Consider the following 19,314-nt stretch of genomic DNA (forward strand, 5'->3'; position numbering starts at 1 on the left):
TAGTATTGCTATGATAAGTCTTTTTTTAATGGGGGGATATTATGCAGAATACAAAGCGACAGAAGTTTGTTGATTATTTGAATGCATATTTACGTGCTTTGTCAAAAAAACTTATTCGTTTTGATAGTGAAAAAGAGCTACTAAAAAACTTAGCAAGCATTTATATTGAGGAACAAAAATGTGATGCGTTTATTGTATTGGAAAAAAGACAATTTCAATTATCTGCTAATGTGCATTATGGAGTTGAGGATGAATTTATAGAAAAATTTTCGCTATTCATCACGGAATGTAATCCGGATTTATTTAAAGATAGTGCCATGTTTACGAATGAGACACCAAAAACAGATTGTGCTATTCAACAACTTATGGAACAACAAGGCTTTAAAACTTGGTATACAATTGTCATTAGAGATCATGAAAGATTATATGGGCTATGCATCATTGGCTATTATAAGGAGATCAAACTATATGAAGACTTACGTCAAACGATTACGGAGTTTGGGGAGGATTTAGCCTTTGCCTTGCAAATAGCACGGGAAAAAAATACCCAACAAAACCGAAATCATATTATGAATGAATGGTTATCGAAAGGTATAGCAATAAATACTTCGTTGGAAGAAATTGTTGTTAGAATGCTTTCGTTAATGGCACATAGTCTTCATGTGAAAGATGGAGCTTTTTATATTTTTTCTGAGCAAGAGAGTGCTTTTTATCGAAAAGGACAAAGCCTTGGTAAGTACGTATTTGCAGAGGAAATTATAGTAAACGAAGGAAATGTGTTTTCTGATTATTTCCCTTATTTAGAGGAAGTTGGTGGTGATTTTATGTCAGTCCCACTCATAGTTAACTATAATGTAATAGGTGTATTAATTGCGAAAAAAGAGTATCCAAATGAACAATTTTCAACTGAAGATTTGCAATTAATGCAATTTATCGCTCAACATGGAGCTGCAATGATTGGGAATATATATTTATATGAAAATGAAAAACAAACACAGCGAAAGCTACAAAAGTTACTTCAACTTCAGCAAAAACTTGTAAATGAAACGATACAACATGATAAATTTACAGAAATTGCACAGTTGATTAGTGAATATTTACAAAGTCCGATTATTATTTGTAATCGTTTTTTAAAAACCTTAGCTCATTCATTTGCAGATGACCAATTGGGCTACCAGCAATTACTTGAAAAGGCCATGTATTTTATTACACAACCATCTACACAATCGCATTGGTTATCAATTTATACGAAGGACGACATGCAATATATTCGAACGTACGAAATTCTTGATAATGACGGCTTAGTAGGTTACTTGATGATTGGCCATATCGTTCAAATTGATGAATATACACAGTTGGGGATAGACATCTGCTTAAATATTTTATCGATTCAATTTATGAAACAAAAATTAATTTTCCGTGCTAAAGAGCAAGTAAAAGATGGAATGATTAATCGCCTATTATCTGAAAACTTTTCAGATGAAAACGATATGATGACATATGCAAATGTCTTTAATTGGAATGTATACGAGCCACATCGAATGGCAATTGTGAAAATAAAATGTGCTAGAAATGCAAAGGGCACAATCATTGAAAATGAAACAGCAAGAACTGCTATTGAAGATTTAATTAAATCCCGGTTAAAAGCTTATAATAAAAATTTTATTTACAGTTCATATGAGCAAACGCTTGTACTTATTATAAAAGCAGACGAAGAGTTAAAAGTATCAGATTTTTGGGAAAAGTTTTACAATTATATGTCCAGTATTGTTAGTATGAAAGATAAAAATAATGAAATGTATTTGGGGATCAGTAATTTCACTAATGAGAACCTAGAAAGCTATTATAAATGTTATATGGAAGCTAAACAAGCAGTGAAAATTGCGGAAACAAAGCAAAAAGAACCTATATTTTTTGAAAATCTAGGTTCCTATTTAGTATTACATGAATTAGAAAAAAATATTTCAACAAAGATGTACATTCATCAGTATTTAGGGTCATTATTATCTTTAAAAAATAATAAAGATTTACTTACGACTTTAAATTACTATTTATTGAATAATGGAAATCTAAAAGAAACGTCTGAACAACTGTATATTCATCGCAGTACATTACAATATCGTCTTCAAAAAATTCAACAAGTTTTAGATATAGATTTATCTAATGCGGAAACACGTTTTGATTTATTATTAGCTTTAAAGATGTATTACTTAAAAAATTGTTAATGAGTACGGAACTTTCAAATATTCTTCATACACAGTGTAGGTATATACAAGGAACTTACCTCTTTATAATGTAGCTTAACAACAAAATTATTAAGCTTACATTATAGGGGGTTTTTTTATGGAAGAAGTATATATTATTCAAGGTGCACGCACTGCATTTGCAGAAATTTTACAGTCTTTCAAGGATGTAACAGCTACTGATTTAGGTGCTATAGCCGCAAAAGGGGCTATTAAGCGTGCCAATATTAAAACTGATCAAATCGATCATGTCGTCTTTGGAAATGTCCAGCATTCTACTAAAGATGCACATTTTTTGGCTCGTCATATTGGACTGAAAGCAGGAGTACCTATAGAAACGCCCGCAATTGGCATTAATCGTTTATGTGGTACGGGTTTAGAGGTACTGATCACAGGGGCTCGTTATATTAAAGTTGGAGAAGCACATGTTGTTTTAGCGGGAGGTACTGAAAATATGTCACAAGTCCCACACGTTATTCGTGGTATGCGTGATGGTGTTAAGCTTGGCGCCCCTGCTATTGAAGATTGGCTGTGGGATGGTTTATATGACACATATGGACAATGTTCAATGGCAGAAACAGCTGAAAATGTAGCGAAAAAATATCAGATTACGCGTGAGGAAATTGATGAGCATGCGTTTTTAAGTCATGAACTTGCGAAAAAGGCACGTCAAGAAGGGTATCTAGAAGAAGAAATTGTCCCGGTTACAATTCAAACACGTAAAGGCGAACAAGTTATTGTAGAAGATGAGCATATTCGAGACACTAGCTTAGAACAACTTGGAAAATTAACAGCTCGATTTGTCAAAGATGGAGTTGTAACACCAGGTAATGCAAGTGGGATGGTTGATGGTGCAGCATCAGCTATATTAGCTTCAGAAACATTTGTAAAAGAGCATAATTGTAAGCCAATAGCTCGTTTAGTTACCTCAGCTGTTACAGGGGTAGAGCCGAAATATATGGGGATTGGTCCAGTTCCAGCAATTCAACAAGCATTAGCAAAAGCAAATTTAACGATGGGCGATATAGATTTAGTTGAGATTAATGAAGCATTTTCTGCCCAATATTTAGCCTGTCAAAAGTTATTAGGTTTTTCACTTGAAAAAGGCAATGTAAATGGTGGTGCTATTGCAATTGGACATCCTCTTGCAGCAAGTGGAACGCGTATCACTTTATCATTAATTAATGAGCTCCGCCGTCGAGGGAAGAAATATGGTGTTAGTGCTGTTTGTATTGGCGGAGGGCAAGGAATAGCAGCAATTTGGGAAGCATTATAAGGGGGAGTTAAATATGAGTGTCACATATGAAATTAAAGTTCGTTGGGGTGATACAGATGCAGCAGGTATCGTGTTTTATCCTAACTTTTTTAAATGGATGGATGAAGCAACACATGAATTTATGTTGCATTTGGGGAAGAAATCTTCTGAATGGATTACTCAGGACAACATTATAATTCCGTTATTACAGACAACATGTGAATTCAAAACCCCACTTTATTTTGAGGATGAAGTGATTGTTACAAGCGATGTTGTAAATGTTGGAAATAAAGTTTTTACGTTGGAACATTTATTTACACGTAATGGGGAGCTTATTGCTACTGGTAAAGAAACACGAGCTTGGACATCATTTGGAGAAAAATTAAAGGCAACACCCCTGCCGGAACATCTTAAAGAAATTATGTATGCGTTATAAAACGAGGAGGATAGATATGCAACAAACAACTAAAGTGAATTTTTTAATAAGTTCAATACAGCCCCAGGAAGTATTTACTCCTGAACAGTTTTCCGATGAACAAAAAATGTTAGATGAGATGGTACGCAAATTTGTTTATCAATCTATTCGACCAAAATTAGAAAATATAGAATCCAAACAATTTGACTACTCAAAAGCGTTTATAAAAGAAGCTGCTGATTTAGGGTTGATTGCAGCTGATATTTCAGAAAAAGATGGAGGACTAGAATTAGGGAAAGTAAGTGCAGCTATAATTGCTGAGAGGATGGCTGATACACGATCATTTTCCATAACATTTGGTGGTCAAACAGGCATTGGGGCACTGCCAATCGCATATTTCGGAAATGAAAAACAAAAGAATAAATATTTACCTAGTATTTTAAGTGGTGAAAAAATTACGGCATATGCTTTAACAGAGCCAGCCTCAGGCACAGATGCACTAGGAGCCTTGACAACAGCTACACTTAGTGAAGATAGTAAACATTATATTTTGAATGGTGAAAAACAATGGATTTCCAATGCAGGATTTGCTGATTACTTTATTGTTTATGGTAAAGTGAATCGCCAGCACTTTACTTGTTTCATTGTAGAACGCCAATATGAAGGTGTAAAGATAGGGACCGAAGAAAAGAAAATGGGGTTACATGGATCTTCTACATGTTCGGTCATTTTGGATCAAGTAAAAGTTCCCATTGAAAATGTACTCGGTGAGGTTGGTAAAGGGCATATTATTGCATTTAATGTCTTAAATATTGGGAGACAAAAAATTGCTTCTTCATCACTAGGAACGATGAAACGTGTTTTGGAGATAAGTTCACAATATGCTAATACGCGAAAGCAATTTAAACAAAGTATTTCCCAATTTGGATTAATTCAACAAAAGTTAGCGCAAATGGCTATGTATATATATGTAAATGAAAGTGCAATTTATCGTACAGCCGGTGCAATGGAAGAAGCTTTTGTGCAAGAAGACATTGATTATAGTAGGATCATTGCGCAGTTTGCGCTTGAAAGTTCTATTAATAAAGTGACATCCACAGAATATCAAGATTTTGTTGTTGATGAAGGATTACAAATTCATGGTGGCTATGGCTACATGGAAGAGTATGAAATTGAGACATTGTTCCGCGACGCCCGTATTAGCCGAATTTTTGAAGGTACAAATGAAATAAATCGTATTATTATTGCTACATCTATTCTAAAAATGAATTTACATGTAATAGAGGAGGTAGCAACAACTTATGAACAACAAGTTTTGCATACGCTAAAAGTACTTCTTGGGCATGTACATCGCTTAGCAAGTGCAAAAGGTTATACAAATGCATCTGTTGAACAGGAAGTAGCGACCGTAATTGCTAACATTGCTTCAGCAATCTATTTATTACAAAGTGCCATTCTTCGTACAGAACGATATAGAACACCGCTTAAAGAACAATATACAATTATGTATGCAAATGAAATCGCTAAGCAAATGTTTAATGAGTTTAATAATATCGCTTTATATATAGGAGCAGATGAACAAACTATGAAGGCAGCTCAAAAACTTATCGTGCAACCACCTGTTTGTCCAGTCGAGGTAAAGCGTACAATTGCAGAAGAAATTAGTAAAGCTGAAAAGTATATAGTCTAGCGGAAAATAGAATTTTAAAAATCTGAGTTCATAATTTTGGAACTCAGATTTTTATTTATGATCATGTCTATTTCCTTCTAAAGTGCTAAAAAATGATTTGTTATTTAATCCCTTGTTAAAAATTGGAGTTAATGCTATCATGTGAATATAACATATGAATATTCATATAAAATATTCATAAATGAGGGGGTGCTTATCTATGGCAAGAGGAAAGAAAGTTTTTTCAGAAGAAGATAAAATTCTGATTAAAAGTAAATTGAAAGATGAGTGTATGGCATTTTGGGTTTCTCCGGGTTACAAAGAAACAAGTATTGGGGCATTGTGTAAAAAGGCAGAAATATCGACAGGTACTTTTTATAACTTTTATGCCAGCAAGGAAGAACTTTTTTTTGAAGTTCTGTATGATATTCAAGATACGATTTATGAAAATTTCATTGAGCGAATTGAACAATGCCCTGAAAAGTCCGGCTTTGAAACAGCCATAATACAGCTTTACTATGAATACGAAAGCAAACCATTTCTTTATGACGTGAAAACGGTTGATTTCACAGCGTTTTATAGTAAACTTTCGGAGGAAATGAAAGAAAAACTAATATTTGATAGTAGTGAACTTTTTCGCACAGCAATCAAACGAGCAAATCTTAAATTAAAAGTCTCTGAAAATTTAGCTTTTTCTACCTTCTCAGTTCTTCTTTCAAGCGTTGCCAGTAAAGAAGGAATTTCGAAGAACTGTGATCACTTAGCCGCCTTTCAATTTATGACAAAGCAATTGGTCGCAAGCATCTTTGAGTAGAGGCTAAATATCAACTATACAATTGGAGGAGATATCAATGAGTTTATTTTGGAGTATTATAGACTTTCTAAAAGAAACAGCACCGTATTTTATCGCGCTGAATATTATTTTAGCAATCTTCCTACTAATCTTCGGGTTAGTTTTAATATCCAAAAAGAATAGAGAACAGAGGTCGAAAATGATTGGCGGAATGGTTTGTTTATCATTTTCAATGTTGGCTTTTTTGGGTGCTCTGTCCAATGCATTCTTTTCCTTTTTCGTATTCTAAAAATAGGAGGATAAAAAGATGTTAGACAAACTACAGAGTATCATGGATGCGGCTTGTAAATGGGGAAATAAAAATATGGGAACCTCTATTCAATTCCCTAAACCAACAAAAAAGTCCATAGTATCCAGTGCTTTTTCAAGTGGAATTATTGGTAGTGTAATGACGATCTATGGGCTTTTATTTAAGAATATATGGATTTTGTTATTTGGTGGGCTTAGCATAATTAGCAGTATTTTCATCTATCTGCAAAGTGAAAAAAACGATTAGATAAATTTAAACACTGGAGGAATCTGTTTTGATTAATTATTATCAAAATAGATTTTTCTTTTTTGATAAACAAACGTTATTATTGTTTACAAATAAATAAACTTATTATATATTGTTTATTAAATGATGAACAAAGAGAGGTTTTGTTTATGAGTTTAACTGATTTGACTATTGATGAATTATCGAGGGGGTATGTAGACACAGGGGAAGCATATGAATGTATATTTTGTAAAGAAATTTTTGATGGCCAAGAAGTATTCAACATAGAGGGTCGTTTCTTTACAGCTAAAAAAGCTATTCATCTCCATATTGAGAAAGAACATATCTCTGTGTTTGAAGCGTTACTTCAATTAAATAAGAAGGATACTGGGCTATCAGATATCCAAACCGAATTGCTGAAGTTATTTGCAACAGGGGCGCCAGATAAGGAAATTATTAATAGCACTTCCGCAAATAGTATTTCAACAATTCGACAGCATCGATTTAAATTGAAAGAAAAAGAAAAACAGGCAAAAGTTTTTCTCGCAATTATGCAGGCTTTAGAAACAACAAAAGTATACGAGCCAATTCATAAGGGGGCAACACAGGTGGATGAGCGTTTTGCGATTACAGTAGATGAGAAAGAAAAAGTACTAGCGACGTATTTTAAACATGGCTTAGATGGTCCTATTGAAAGTTTTCCAAGTAAAGAAAAACGAAAAATTATTTTACTGCAATACATTGTCACGAAGTTTGAGGTAGGGCGTAAATATAGCGAAAAAGAAGTAAATGAGATTTTAAAGCCTATTTATAGTGATTATGTATCTATAAGAAGGTACTTAATTGAATATGGTTTCCTAGATCGAAATGACGATTGTACAACGTATTGGGTGAAATAAGTTTAACATGAAAAAGCATACGTATTTTTAAACACCTAAATGTTTCCATAAATCACATTAGTTATCACTATTTTTTATATTAACTATACTTAAGTTGTAGTTATATAGAAGGGGTGATTGGATGAGCAAGAACTATATTATATTTGGAGCAAGCCAAGGATTAGGTGATGCATTTGTAAAGGGGTTACCAACTAAAGGAGATACAGTATGGGTGGTTTCTCGAACACGACCAAGTAGTTTAGATCTAGATGATGGCGTTAATCGTAAATGGCTGACTATTGATTTATCTAGTCAACAACATATTCCAGCTTTAAAAGAAGCTTTACAAGGCGTTGCTATAGATGTATGTATTTACAATGTTGGAGTATGGGAAAAGCATGGTTTTGAAGATGACTATACGTTTGATAAAGATGAAGTTGGGGATATTGCAAACTTAATAAATATTAATGTAACTTCCACAATTAAATATATTCAGGCACTACTACCTAATTTAAGACAAGCGGAAAATGGGAAAATAATTTTAATAGGATCGACAGCAGGTTTAGATCATTCGAATAATGCGCAAGTTTCATTTGTGACATCTAAATTTGGCTTACGAGGCATTACGAATGCTTTACGCGAGCATGTGAGAAAAGATAAGATCGCTGTAACGTGTATAAATCCAGGAGAACTTGCTGCTGAAGTACCTTTTGAAGAAAGGGCTGAAAAAGCAATTAAGTTGTATGAAGGTACACGTATTCCTGTACAAGATATTGTAGCCATTGTCCAATGTATGATTAATTTATCACCAGTTTCATGTGTGAAGGAGATCAATATTCCTGCTATTACTGACATGAATGTATAATAGTAAAAAAACGGCTCGTATGTTGAACGATTCTGTTCAATATGTGAGCCGTTTAAAATAGTGCTTATTTCACAATTATTTTCTTTGGGTTTTTCCCATATCATTTTCCCAATGAACAAAATTTTTACCCGATTAGTTATCACTTTTTTCTTGAATTAGAACTTCTAATTCAAGAATATTACTATTAGTAAAAATGCCGCTTGAGAGCTCCATTACATAGATAGGACCATTTTTCTTGTCGATAATGGATACTATTTGTTCCTCAATTTCATCATCATTTTCACCCATAATAAATATAGAACTATAGTTACCTTCATTCATGATGAAATCAGCTGGATGTTCTGTTTTTATACACATATGATATTCATCTTCTTCAAAAACATAAATAATATCATTATAAAAAAATTGCGTTGATAATTGTAATTTTAAAAAATCTTTGGCTGATAAAGTTTCATTCGTTTTTAAAGTGATTAGTCTTTCTAAATGACTCTCTTCTAAGTATTTTGTTGAATTTACTTTTTTGTTTGTAATAGTAACATAATGGTGATCAATGGCCTGTTTAATCTTTTGTAATTTGTTTATTTCCTCTGAAAGTTCTTTTGATTTATCTCCTAATAAACTCAAATAATCATTTTTTTCATACGAAGTTACAACTTCTTTAATTTGTGCGATTGAAAGATTTAAGTGCCTCAACATTAATATTTGAGCAAGTTGATAAATTTCCTTAAGAGAATATTTTCGATATCTATTATGATCTGTGTAGGATGGAAATAACAGCCCCTTTTCTTCGTAATATCGTATTTGATGATGGCTAATATTAAATATTTTAGCCAATTGATTTATTGTAATTGTTTCATCCATAATATCCCTCTTCTCTAGATAAATATAAACTCTAGGGCTAGCCTAATGTCAAACAATAAACTTAAGTGATAATAAGAATTTAGTTGTCGACGTATGGGTTTTAGCATCATTCTACCCATGAATAATTGGGCAAATGAATGGAGAGTTGAACACAAACAAAGTTGGTTTGACATTAGGTCAACCCTATAGTTTAAAGTGATGATGTATGAAGAAGGGCGCAATTAAAGAAGGGGGAACATTTATGGCCAAACAGATACAATTTAAGCGGATTGAAGGGTTAGATTTCGCTCGAGCATTAGCTATGTTTGGGATGCTTATCGTTAACTTTAAAATTATTATGGGAGCAGCAGGAAACGGGCCAGATTGGCTTATATGGTTTACTGGACTTTTTGAAGGCAGAGCGTCAGCCACTTTTGTTACGTTGGCCGGTATCGGAGTCGCCTTAATGACAAGAAAAGCTAGAGATGGCGCTGAACTTTCTATTATTAAAGAAAATAGGGTGAAATTATGGAAACGTTCCGCATTTCTTTTTACTCTAGGTTTACTTTTATATGTTGCAGATTGGACTGGAGATATCCTCCATTATTATGGTGTTTATATGCTGATTGCATCGTTTCTTATCGTAGCTTCTACAAAGCGCATGATCATCCTATCTAGTCTTTTTTTAATTACCTCGCAAATCTTACAAGTGACAATGAATTATTTGAAAGGATGGCATCCAGAACAACTATTTATGGAATATCTTGATTTTTGGACAATAGAAGGTTTTATCAGAAATCTATTGTTTAATGGGTATCATCCAGTATTCCCTTGGATATGCTTCTTTTTGCTTGGAATGATTCTTGGCAGACTTGATTTATCGAAGAAAGCTGTAAGAAACAAAATGTTATACATTTCTTTATTTACACTTATAACGATAGAGGTACTTTCAAAAGTATTGATGCGACTATCTCTGTCGGTATTAGATGGTAACAGTGCAGAATTTTTGTTTCAAACTGGACCAATTCCACCAAACATTTTATATATCTTATCAAATTCCGCTTCTGCGATTATTGTTATTGTTGCTTCTATATATATTGTAGAAAAGTTTGCTGGGCAATGGTTGATAAAATCACTTATTCAAACAGGACAATTAACATTAACGCATTATGTAAGTCATGTATTCAATGGTGTTGGCCTATTGGCATTATTCAATCGGTTAGAAAACCAAACGTTAGCATTTTCATTAGTATTTACAATATTATTTTTCGTAGTGAGTATTTTCTTTTCTGTCTTATGGAGAAATAAATTTAAAAGAGGGCCCATCGAATGGATTATGAGAAAAATGACAGATTAATTCGAAGAGGCTGATTTCCGCTACGGGCTACTCCTTTCCCGCGAGAGTCGAGTAGCCCTCCGCTACAATCAGTTAAAAATGGGCATACATTTTCAAAAAAATTTTAAGGTCAATAATAAAGCTATATTTTTCCTAATCAACACGCCTAATGAACATTACTATTAACGGACAGTCCAGTGCCATTTAATAGCATCTTTTTCAACACTTTTGACAAAAGCGTCTTTTCCGTTGCAGTAGCCATCAATATCATTTGGATACTGCTCGGCAAGTCGGCTCTTTATTTCCCCATACTGCCTGCAAATTTCGGGATGCTCTCGAAGATAATCTCTAAATGCTAAATGTCTTTCTATTTCTTCCATGTTGTTATATTGAAAAGCGTGAATTTGGTGTGTGCGATGATCGCCACCTTTACGGAAATATCTTCTTCCAGTTATCCTGAATTCACCCTTAATTTCGTATCCAAGCTCTTGAAATTGCTTAGAAAATGAATCCAATTTATGAATATCATTGACTACTAGTAAAATATCGATAATTGGTTTTGCTTTTAAACCTGGAACGGATGTACTTCCAATATGAAAACTATTCACCCATTCTTCTTGAAGGATAGCCCTAATAGAACGTTCTTCTTTCTGATAGAGGCTGCTCCAATTGTGGTTATAATCTACAACTTTAATAATCCTCATTCAATTCACTCCATTGTTCGTTTTCATGTTACTTTACAAATTTCATGGATTATTACAGATTATAGAAATCTGATGCAATGTCAATGTTGCTGTTTGAAAACAAAGAATATTTTAATTTTCTCTACAAAGCACTTTTCCTGGTGTTGAAATGAGCGATGAAGAGCTTGATAGCAATTCTTCATCGCCCTATAGGGGAGTGAGGTAAGCAGCGCTCAATCATTATTTTTTCGTCGCTTTAATTAATGCTAAATATTGAGAATCCCCTAAACCGTACTGAGGGAAGAGATGTAGCAGGTTTCGTACGATTTCATTTTGAGGTAGATGTTGATGTGTTTGAATATATTTTGTGATTTCGTTGTCGTTGTTCAATAGTTCTAAATACAATTTGATTCCTTGATACATAACTGGCATTAATTCTACATCTGGCATACGGTGGTCTATTAATACTGCTTTATATATATCAAAATAGTTACCTAATGTTATGTCAGTTTCTTGCACATCATATGTTTGCTCTCTCACCGCATGATAGTAAATCGTTCCTTTGAATGATAGTTGTTCTAAATAAGCTAACACGGTTATTAAATTCATCTGACAAAACATATCTTCACCAAACCAAAGAACGATGCATTGATATTCTTTTGAAAATAAGGTCTTTTTAAGAGGTGCAACTGTAATGGCCTCATATTCTGCTAATGAGACTTCATGTCCTGCCGCTCGAACCTGTTTGAATGAGTCGCTAAAAATGGTTTTAACGGTGTCATGTACACACATCGCTTCATTAAATGGTGCGTAATCGCTTTTTCCCATTAATTGTTGAGAACTGAATTGTTCATACATATGTTGTCCATTTAAAATGTTCAATACTTCATGATCAAAATGTTCATCCACATGCTTTTGTAAATCTTCAATTATTAATTTTTTAGAAATATCCATATAGTAACTCCTCGCTTCATTCATAGTGAGCTTTACATAAGATTGCAATGGTTCAGGACTTAAACGAAAGGCATTAGGGGTAACGCCGAATATTTCCTTGAAAGCACGAGAAAATGCTTCTTGCGATGAATAGCCATGCATTATTGCTATCTCAATGATCCTAGCATCTGTTTCACTAAGGGAGATTGAAGACAGATAAGTTTTTCGTAGGGTCATATAGCGTTTAATGCTAATGCCTGTTATTTGATGAAATTTAAAGGAACAGTAATAAGAAGAGTAGCCCATTGCTTCGCTTAATTTCATCAGGGAAAACCCCTCAAACAGGTGCTCTTCAATCCAATCAATCATATCTTGAATCATATTGTTCATCATGTATCACTCCTGTTTTTAATTATAGTGAAGAATGAAAAGCGGTTTTGATATTCGTTGTGTTTTTGGAATGAGACGAACTAGCTTCAACGTTAAGGTTGATGTGGGGAAATAGCAAGTGTTTATTGTGCGAAAGTGAAGCTACAGGATAAGAGTAAATTGGACGATTGGAAAATAATTTAAATTAAAAACATATGATAAATCTAGGCGGCTAAAATTCAGCTTTAAGAAATTGTGAATTGGTTAATGGCTTTTGATGATAAAGCATAGACGGATTAAAGTAAGAGAAAAGCATTTCGTTTTTCTCCTTTTCTTCGTCCAAGCAACAGCATTTATTTAGAGTTATTTATCAACAATTAAGGACGCTGAGACAAACGAAATTTTAGCGTATGAAGTATCTGCTTCATTAAGTATGGATATCGCGCTCGATACTCTTCGTAAATTAAAACGAAATCACCACCATTTAACGAAAGATGCATTTATTCATTCCGATCAAGGATTCCATTATACGAATCCAAAATTCCAGAAACTTGTCAAGAAAATGGGACTAGGGCAATCATGTCACGTCGAGGAAACTGTTGGGATAACGTCCCTCAAGAATTATTCTTCGGTCATTTTAAAGATGAAACTAATCTGAAAACGTGCGAAACATTAGAAGAAGTAAAACGAGAAGTGAAAAGTTATATGATATATTACAACCGTTATCGAGGGCAATGGAACTTGAAAAAGCTGCCGCCTGCAAAATACAGACAGCAGCTTCAAGAGGTTGCCTAGCTTTTTTTCAAAATGCCCTTTACAAAGGGTACACTTTATCTTTACCCAGAAATTTTATTTCATTATTTAAAAAGCCACCAATAATGGCAGCTTTTAAATATCGTATTGGCTTTTAAACTTGAAAATCTCGTCAACAGCTTTATGATACCCACCAGAATGTTGGTAGGATTCTTTAATGCTTACAACAGCATTCTGGATGGAAGGGGTGTTTAACACATGATTGGCAGCTTCATATAGTTTATTGGCTGTCAAACTTTCCATTTGTAATTGAATACCTGCTCTGATGTTGATAACTTGTTTAGCAATGATCGGCTGATCCGCACTTAGTGGGATCACGATTAGCGGAACCCCGTTATAGAGAGCTTCATTGGTGCTATTCATGCCGCCATGTGTGATAAATAATTTAGTGTATTGTAGCAATTCGGTTTGTGGAACATAATTTTTCACTATGAAATTTTCAGGAATCTCTCCTAATGCTTCAAGTGATGTTTGTTCCCCAATCGACATGACAACGGTATGCTCAGTATTCCCGAATGCCTTCATACACAACTTATAGAAATCAATGGCTTGATTTAAGACCGTACCGAGTGAAATATAAATAGGGTGTTTTCCCTTGATCGCAGAAAGGTCGAAGTTTGCTTGTGTTAACCGTGAGGAAATGGATGGACCTATAAATTTAAAGGATGGGTCAAATGCTTCTCCAAAAGGTTGAAATTCTCTAGTTGTATAAACGATTGTAAGCGGTGCGGGATTACAAAATACTTCATATGGAGAATGGATTTCAACACCATATTTTTCTTTGATTATTGTCGTTAGTTTTAAAAAATCATTATGGATCCTTGTTAAATCTTCATTTGGGACATTTTGTGAAAGATGTTCTAAAGTTTTTTCGAAAGATTCTTTTGTCTCAGCAAAAGAGGTACATGAACTGATTGCCGGAAGCTTCAGGATTTGGGCAAGTATACGGCCACAACCAAACATAGAATCATGGATGATGTAATCAAAATGCTCTCCTTTAATTTGTTCAAGAACACTAGGTATGACGATATCTGCAGTAAGTAAAAGACCGTTGACTCTTTCTAATAAATGATTTCTTCCGCCTGAGATAAAAGCTTTTATAAATTTTTGACCATCTATTGTGCGTACTGTTGCTCCTGTCTTCTCTATACGCTCGCGAAAAGCTTCTATCGTAAAGAACACGACCTCTTCTCCACGTGAAATTAGCTCCTGCACAACTCCAATCGTTGGATTGATATGTCCTTCTGATCCAGCATTTATAAATAAAACACGTGCCAATTCTACCACTCCTTTAGTAAAAATAATTTCAAGATTGTGTAAGAGTAATGGATACAGTCACATATCATTGCTTAACTATGTTAATGCACAATGAGTTCCTTTAGCAAGTTTGTTCATGTATCATTATAGATGAATGGTCTATATTGACATTTTAAGCTTAGAAAAGAGGCAAGATATCCATTAATACTGTATAGGATTTCATCTATTACTCCATTTCCCATAACAACTTATGGTGTGGTGGTCAGCAAACCAGCTAGGGTAGACAATTACATTTTCGTGTTTTTAAAAGGATACTGAAGAACACATTTACGATGATTGAGTCTATAAATTTATTTATAGGGGTGTTGAAATGAAAAAAATAATTTTATCCATTTTGATGGTTACTCTTTTGAGTGGTTGTAACGGTTTTCAAAACGATACGTTTAGTCAGCCTGAAGGCAAAGTTATTGTGAACGGAGAACCATATACAATGATTCCAAGTAATTTCGAATGGGATGATGGGGATGTAAAAATAACAGAATTGCGTTCGCGTGATCTAAATGAATTAGCCGATGATTTTGAAACAATAGATGTCGATAAAAAAGATATATTAAAATTTGAAATTGAAAAAAATCCTTCTTTTATAACAATAACTAAACAGAATGAAGATGGTACAACTGATAATGTTGAAATGAATGATAATAAAATAACAATGCCATCTAAAGAAGGATATTATATTTATGAACTTAAGGTAACATGGAATAAAGGAAAAGAGACTTTTGTTTTTGATGTAAATGTAAAATAAAAACTACAACTACAATGATTGAATAGAAGAATCAAAAATTCATCAATAAGGAGATTTTATAAAGGAGAGTATCATGTACACAATTGGGCAAGTAGCTAATTTTTTAGGTGTATCTAGAGATACCTTAAAATTTTATGAGGAAAAGGAATTAGTAAAGCCAAAGCAAAATATTGAGAATGGGTATAGAAAATATAATCATTTTGATATCTATGATATTACAACAGTAAATTTCTACAGAGAAATTGATATTGAAATTAAAAAAATCCAGGAATTAAGAAAGAGTAAGAGTATTGATGGCATTCAATCATTATTAGAAGAAAAAGAACAAGAGGTTTTACTGGAAATCGAATATAAAAAAATGCTATTGAAAAAGATTCAAATAGTAAAAGAAGATTGTAAGCAAATCAAACAATTCTTAGGAAAATTCATAGTGAAGGAAATGAAACCTTTAGCAATAAAGGGAGAAATAGAACATTTTACAGCATATGATGAATACGACACTTTAAAAAAGAATGCAGACAGCTTAAAAAAAGCAGTTACACTCACATCTTTAAGAAGAGTCATCAGCTTCAATGAAGAAGGTATTATAGGGGATAAGTTTATTATTGTAAGAAAAGTGGAGGATTTTGATGGAGCAATAGAAGGTGAAATTCTATCACATCCAAAATGTCTATATACAATTATTGAAGATGGAAGATGGTCAACTGGTGGAGAGAATATTGATCAACGTGTGGAAGCGAATTTAAGAAAATTTGCAATAGAAAAAGGGTATGCACTACTGGGAAAAGTTTATATAAATCTATTACTGACCACTTATGAAGATGGTCTTGAACGTGTATTTTTAGAGATTTATGCACCTATCGAGTGAATATTATTGTTGCTACCTATGCATACGTTATTCAACATGATTTAATGAAGGAAGAGCCAATTATTAAATAGCTCTTCCTTTTTTTTGAATTTAATGCTTGAAAACTTAATAGTCATAGTGTACTATTTAGCTAGTACACTATGGCGTGAGCATGTAGAAACCATTTGATATGTTATGAATAAGGATGCTGACAATGGATGAATATGTATTTTAAGTATGATGAGCATACAACTAATTGTTCAACTGCGAAGTTTACTATTGGTGGTAAGCATTTTAATTCAACAATTGAATATCGATTTAAGGTAGGGAGTGGTTCTGTAAACATTAAAAAGGAACCAATAGCTTTAGCAATATAAAAAAAACGGCTAGTTGAAAAGGAGACTACAATGAAAAGATTTACTTTTTATGTATTAATGGCATTCACGATTGTATTGATGTGTGCTTGTTCAAACGATACATTGTCTAATGAAGCAAGCGATGAAGCAAGCAATAAAGAAAGTAAGGGAAATGCCGTAAGCAATGTATCTGCTAAAATTCCAGATGATCTATTCGTTTCTACTAAAAAGAACGAAACTATTACTGAAGATGAAATGAAAGCAAGTATAAAAAAGTATATGGATTATAGTCATGTCATCGATAAAGAAATGGAGACAATTGTTTATGAATATGAGGATGCTACTGAATCGGATCGGGAAACATTAAATAAATTAATAGATGAAGGGAAAAAGAATGATACGAATTTTAATGATTTTATAAGTAATAATAGTATCCCAGATGATTATAAAGAACCTTCAAAGACAATTTATGAATTTGTTTCATCAATTCGGGCAACTTTAACACAATTTGATGAGGAAATTGTTGGAGCAGTTGAAAATGGTAGTTTGACAGAAATAACAGATTTTGCTTCAGAGCATTTTTCTAAAGCGAACGGCAGGCAGCAACTAAAAATCGAAAAATTTTTGGACGAGAAAAAAATTAAAACTACATATTTCGATGAATAGAAAGAATATATTTTTTACCCTTCAATGTCTTTGAAGGGTATTTTTTTCGTGGGATTTTGAGATGGTAAAAGTATTGACCTGTGAGCAACCCCCAGGTTTAAGCTAAAGATATTGTTAAATATATTTACGAGTTTGAAGCGGGGGCATATGTATGAATAACGAAAAGAAACTAAAAAAACCAGTAGCAAGTTTTATAGTACTAACCAATATCATTTTTTTACCACTTTTTTGTCTTGTAGGACTCATCAGCATGGTGGGTCTTCCTAAATGGATTTTTGATGTCATGCTCTGTGTATCAGCTTGGTCCTCAACATTTGCTTTTGCGATATTATTTAAAAAAATCTATCCTAGGCAAAGTTTTATACAATTTGTAAAAGATCAATTCAAGAATAAACTTAAGTTTTCTGTCATTTTTATGGCAATGATGATTCAAGCTTTCATATTTTTGATGATTTTGTTTATTGTATCTAATACTAGTGAAGTAGACTCAATTTTAACTGTTTCTTCATGGGGAATGCTAATTTATTACTTTTTTAATCATCTCCTTTCTGGGCCTCTAGGAGAAGAAATAGGGTGGAGAGGTTTCGCTCAAATGGAGCTCCAAAAGAAGCATTCGCCATTAAAAGCTTCAATCATTATAGGGTTTTGGTGGGGGATGTGGCATCTACCTATATGGTTTACTACAGGGCTTGTGGGCATTGATTTAATCAAATATATTCTACTCTTTATGATTGCAATCATGTCAACTAAGATCGTCATGACAGCATTTCATAATTTAAATCAAAATTTAATCGTCCCAATCATCATCCACCAATTCTTTAATTTTTTTCTGGGCTTAATAAATGGAAAATTAATTGATTTACTCATGTATAATGCCATTTTTTATTTTGTTTTAGCGGTTTTAGTCATCATGATCAATCCAAAGAATGTACTTTATGGAAAGAAAGAGACAAACGTAAATCATGGAAAGAATTCCGTGATTTAGACATACTTCAACTACCAGGAGATTTTCTTTAAAAAAATATTTATCAATGGGTGTGGCTGTCAATGTAGGGCAGTTTTCATTAAAAGCCACTGTTGCTGAAGGATCTAAAGTGCTTATTTATAGATATTAAAGGTCTTTAATGTGTAATAAAAAGGAGAGAGTAGGGTCTAATAATAATTAATAGCATATTATAACTTCAAGATTTTTATTTTCAAAAGGAGGAAAAGAATGATGTCAATTGTACAGGTAACAACAAAGGAAGAATTACGAGAACACCTAAAAACTAAAAAGATTGTGTTAATAAATTTTTGGGCAGAGTGGTGTGGCCCATGTAAAATGTTCAAAGGGGTGCTTAAAGAACTTAATGAAGAATTCAGTGGTAAGGTGAAAATTATAAGGGTGAATGTTGAAAAAAGCCCAGATATTGCAGCGGAATATAAGGTAATGGGCATTCCTCATTCTCGATTGATTATTCATAATAAACTACGAGAACCAATTATTGGATATGTGCCATATGAAGAACTGAAGCATATGATTGGGATTTGATGTCTAGATCAGTAGAATATCCAAATTTCAAGATTGTCGCCATTCATAACGTTGGATAATAGAAAGCGCTGTTACAATAGAGAGATTCGATAACGATATCTTGAAGCTGTTTAAATATATACCAGTTCATGTTATAATGAATAACTTAAGGGTATTAAGACGTTCCTTATAACTGAACGGATGCCAAAAAGCCTCCGCATAGAGATAAAATATAGAGGTGTAAGA

General features: G+C 33.3%; 20 protein-coding genes and 1 pseudogene. 17 read left to right on the forward strand and 4 right to left on the reverse strand.

The annotated features are described in order from the left end of the window. Positions 1–41 precede the first annotated feature (41 nt). The 9 genes from MWJ95_RS03465 (at position 42) to MWJ95_RS03505 (ending at position 8,653) form a co-directional block, all read left to right on the forward strand. Complete coding sequence (locus tag MWJ95_RS03465) at positions 42–2,225, forward strand: helix-turn-helix domain-containing protein (protein WP_249104291.1); 2,184 nt, start codon at positions 42–44, stop codon at positions 2,223–2,225. A gap of 118 nt (positions 2,226–2,343) precedes the next feature. Next, positions 2,344–3,519 (forward strand): acetyl-CoA C-acetyltransferase, encoded by a 1,176-nt coding sequence (locus tag MWJ95_RS03470; protein ID WP_249104293.1) that lies wholly within the window; start codon positions 2,344–2,346, stop codon positions 3,517–3,519. A 13-nt stretch (positions 3,520–3,532) separates the two neighbouring features. Beyond that, positions 3,533–3,934, forward strand: a complete 402-nt coding sequence (locus tag MWJ95_RS03475; RefSeq protein ID WP_249104295.1) for an acyl-CoA thioesterase — start codon at positions 3,533–3,535, stop codon at positions 3,932–3,934. 16 nt (positions 3,935–3,950) lie between these two features. Beyond that, positions 3,951–5,603, forward strand: a complete 1,653-nt coding sequence (locus tag MWJ95_RS03480; RefSeq protein ID WP_249104297.1) for an acyl-CoA dehydrogenase family protein — start codon at positions 3,951–3,953, stop codon at positions 5,601–5,603. Positions 5,604–5,802: 199 nt separating this feature from the next. Further along, a complete protein-coding gene (locus MWJ95_RS03485) occupies positions 5,803–6,396 on the forward strand; it encodes a TetR/AcrR family transcriptional regulator (protein ID WP_249104300.1) in 594 nt (197 codons plus the stop codon). A gap of 37 nt (positions 6,397–6,433) precedes the next feature. Further along, the gene (locus MWJ95_RS03490; protein ID WP_249072311.1) at positions 6,434–6,664 is read left to right on the forward strand and encodes a hypothetical protein; all 231 of its coding nucleotides are present in this window, start codon (positions 6,434–6,436) and stop codon (positions 6,662–6,664) included. A gap of 18 nt (positions 6,665–6,682) precedes the next feature. Beyond that, a complete protein-coding gene (locus MWJ95_RS03495) occupies positions 6,683–6,931 on the forward strand; it encodes a hypothetical protein (RefSeq protein ID WP_249104302.1) in 249 nt (82 codons plus the stop codon). A 149-nt stretch (positions 6,932–7,080) separates the two neighbouring features. Beyond that, the gene (locus tag MWJ95_RS03500) at positions 7,081–7,809 is read left to right on the forward strand and encodes a DUF2087 domain-containing protein (RefSeq protein WP_249072317.1); all 729 of its coding nucleotides are present in this window, start codon (positions 7,081–7,083) and stop codon (positions 7,807–7,809) included. Positions 7,810–7,930: 121 nt separating this feature from the next. Next, positions 7,931–8,653, forward strand: coding sequence for an SDR family NAD(P)-dependent oxidoreductase (locus MWJ95_RS03505; RefSeq protein ID WP_249104304.1), 723 nt, complete (start codon positions 7,931–7,933; stop codon positions 8,651–8,653). A gap of 132 nt (positions 8,654–8,785) precedes the next feature. Here the strand turns inward: MWJ95_RS03505 and MWJ95_RS03510 are convergent, their stop codons facing one another. After that, positions 8,786–9,514: a helix-turn-helix domain-containing protein gene (locus tag MWJ95_RS03510; RefSeq protein WP_249072319.1), complete on the reverse strand. Its 729-nt coding sequence runs from the start codon at positions 9,512–9,514 to the stop codon at positions 8,786–8,788. A gap of 241 nt (positions 9,515–9,755) precedes the next feature. On the opposite strand from MWJ95_RS03510, the gene MWJ95_RS03515 reads away from it, so the two are divergent. Beyond that, entirely contained in the window at positions 9,756–10,850 is a 1,095-nt protein-coding gene (locus MWJ95_RS03515) for a DUF418 domain-containing protein (protein ID WP_249104306.1), read from the forward strand. Between the two features lie 161 nt (positions 10,851–11,011). Here MWJ95_RS03515 and MWJ95_RS03520 read toward each other — a convergent pair whose 3' ends face one another. Beyond that, positions 11,012–11,533: a GrpB family protein gene (locus tag MWJ95_RS03520; RefSeq protein ID WP_249104309.1), complete on the reverse strand. Its 522-nt coding sequence runs from the start codon at positions 11,531–11,533 to the stop codon at positions 11,012–11,014. A 219-nt stretch (positions 11,534–11,752) separates the two neighbouring features. After that, complete coding sequence (locus MWJ95_RS03525; RefSeq protein WP_249072322.1) at positions 11,753–12,835, reverse strand: helix-turn-helix transcriptional regulator; 1,083 nt, start codon at positions 12,833–12,835, stop codon at positions 11,753–11,755. A gap of 340 nt (positions 12,836–13,175) precedes the next feature. Between MWJ95_RS03525 and MWJ95_RS03530 the strand changes: the two are divergent. Further along, a pseudogene (locus MWJ95_RS03530) lies at positions 13,176–13,609 on the forward strand (DDE-type integrase/transposase/recombinase); the annotation flags it as partial. 93 nt (positions 13,610–13,702) lie between these two features. Here MWJ95_RS03530 and MWJ95_RS03535 read toward each other — a convergent pair. Then, positions 13,703–14,905 carry a macrolide family glycosyltransferase gene (locus MWJ95_RS03535; RefSeq protein ID WP_249104312.1) on the reverse strand — a complete coding sequence of 401 codons (1,203 nt, stop codon included), beginning with the start codon at positions 14,903–14,905 and terminating at the stop codon, positions 13,703–13,705. 349 nt (positions 14,906–15,254) lie between these two features. Here MWJ95_RS03535 and MWJ95_RS03540 point away from each other — a divergent pair, with 349 nt between their 5' ends. The 6 genes from MWJ95_RS03540 to MWJ95_RS03565 all read left to right on the forward strand — a co-directional run bounded on the left by MWJ95_RS03540 (position 15,255) and on the right by MWJ95_RS03565 (position 19,089). Then, positions 15,255–15,689: a membrane lipoprotein lipid attachment site-containing protein gene (locus MWJ95_RS03540; protein ID WP_249072324.1), complete on the forward strand. Its 435-nt coding sequence runs from the start codon at positions 15,255–15,257 to the stop codon at positions 15,687–15,689. A 73-nt stretch (positions 15,690–15,762) separates the two neighbouring features. After that, positions 15,763–16,557 (forward strand): MerR family transcriptional regulator, encoded by a 795-nt coding sequence (locus tag MWJ95_RS03545; RefSeq protein ID WP_249104314.1) that lies wholly within the window; start codon positions 15,763–15,765, stop codon positions 16,555–16,557. 197 nt (positions 16,558–16,754) lie between these two features. Next, complete coding sequence (locus MWJ95_RS03550; RefSeq protein WP_249072326.1) at positions 16,755–16,913, forward strand: hypothetical protein; 159 nt, start codon at positions 16,755–16,757, stop codon at positions 16,911–16,913. A 30-nt stretch (positions 16,914–16,943) separates the two neighbouring features. After that, positions 16,944–17,558, forward strand: a complete 615-nt coding sequence (locus MWJ95_RS03555) for an NDxxF motif lipoprotein (RefSeq protein ID WP_249104317.1) — start codon at positions 16,944–16,946, stop codon at positions 17,556–17,558. A 151-nt stretch (positions 17,559–17,709) separates the two neighbouring features. Next, on the forward strand, positions 17,710–18,543 hold the full coding sequence (locus tag MWJ95_RS03560) for a CPBP family intramembrane glutamic endopeptidase (protein ID WP_249104320.1): 834 nt from the start codon (positions 17,710–17,712) through the stop codon (positions 18,541–18,543). A 228-nt stretch (positions 18,544–18,771) separates the two neighbouring features. Then, positions 18,772–19,089 (forward strand): thioredoxin family protein, encoded by a 318-nt coding sequence (locus MWJ95_RS03565; RefSeq protein WP_249072331.1) that lies wholly within the window; start codon positions 18,772–18,774, stop codon positions 19,087–19,089. The last annotated feature ends 225 nt before the right edge of the window (positions 19,090–19,314 follow it).

This window comes from Lysinibacillus sp. Bpr_S20 (genome assembly GCF_023337835.1).
Classification (GTDB): Bacteria; Bacillota; Bacilli; order Bacillales_A; family Planococcaceae; genus Lysinibacillus.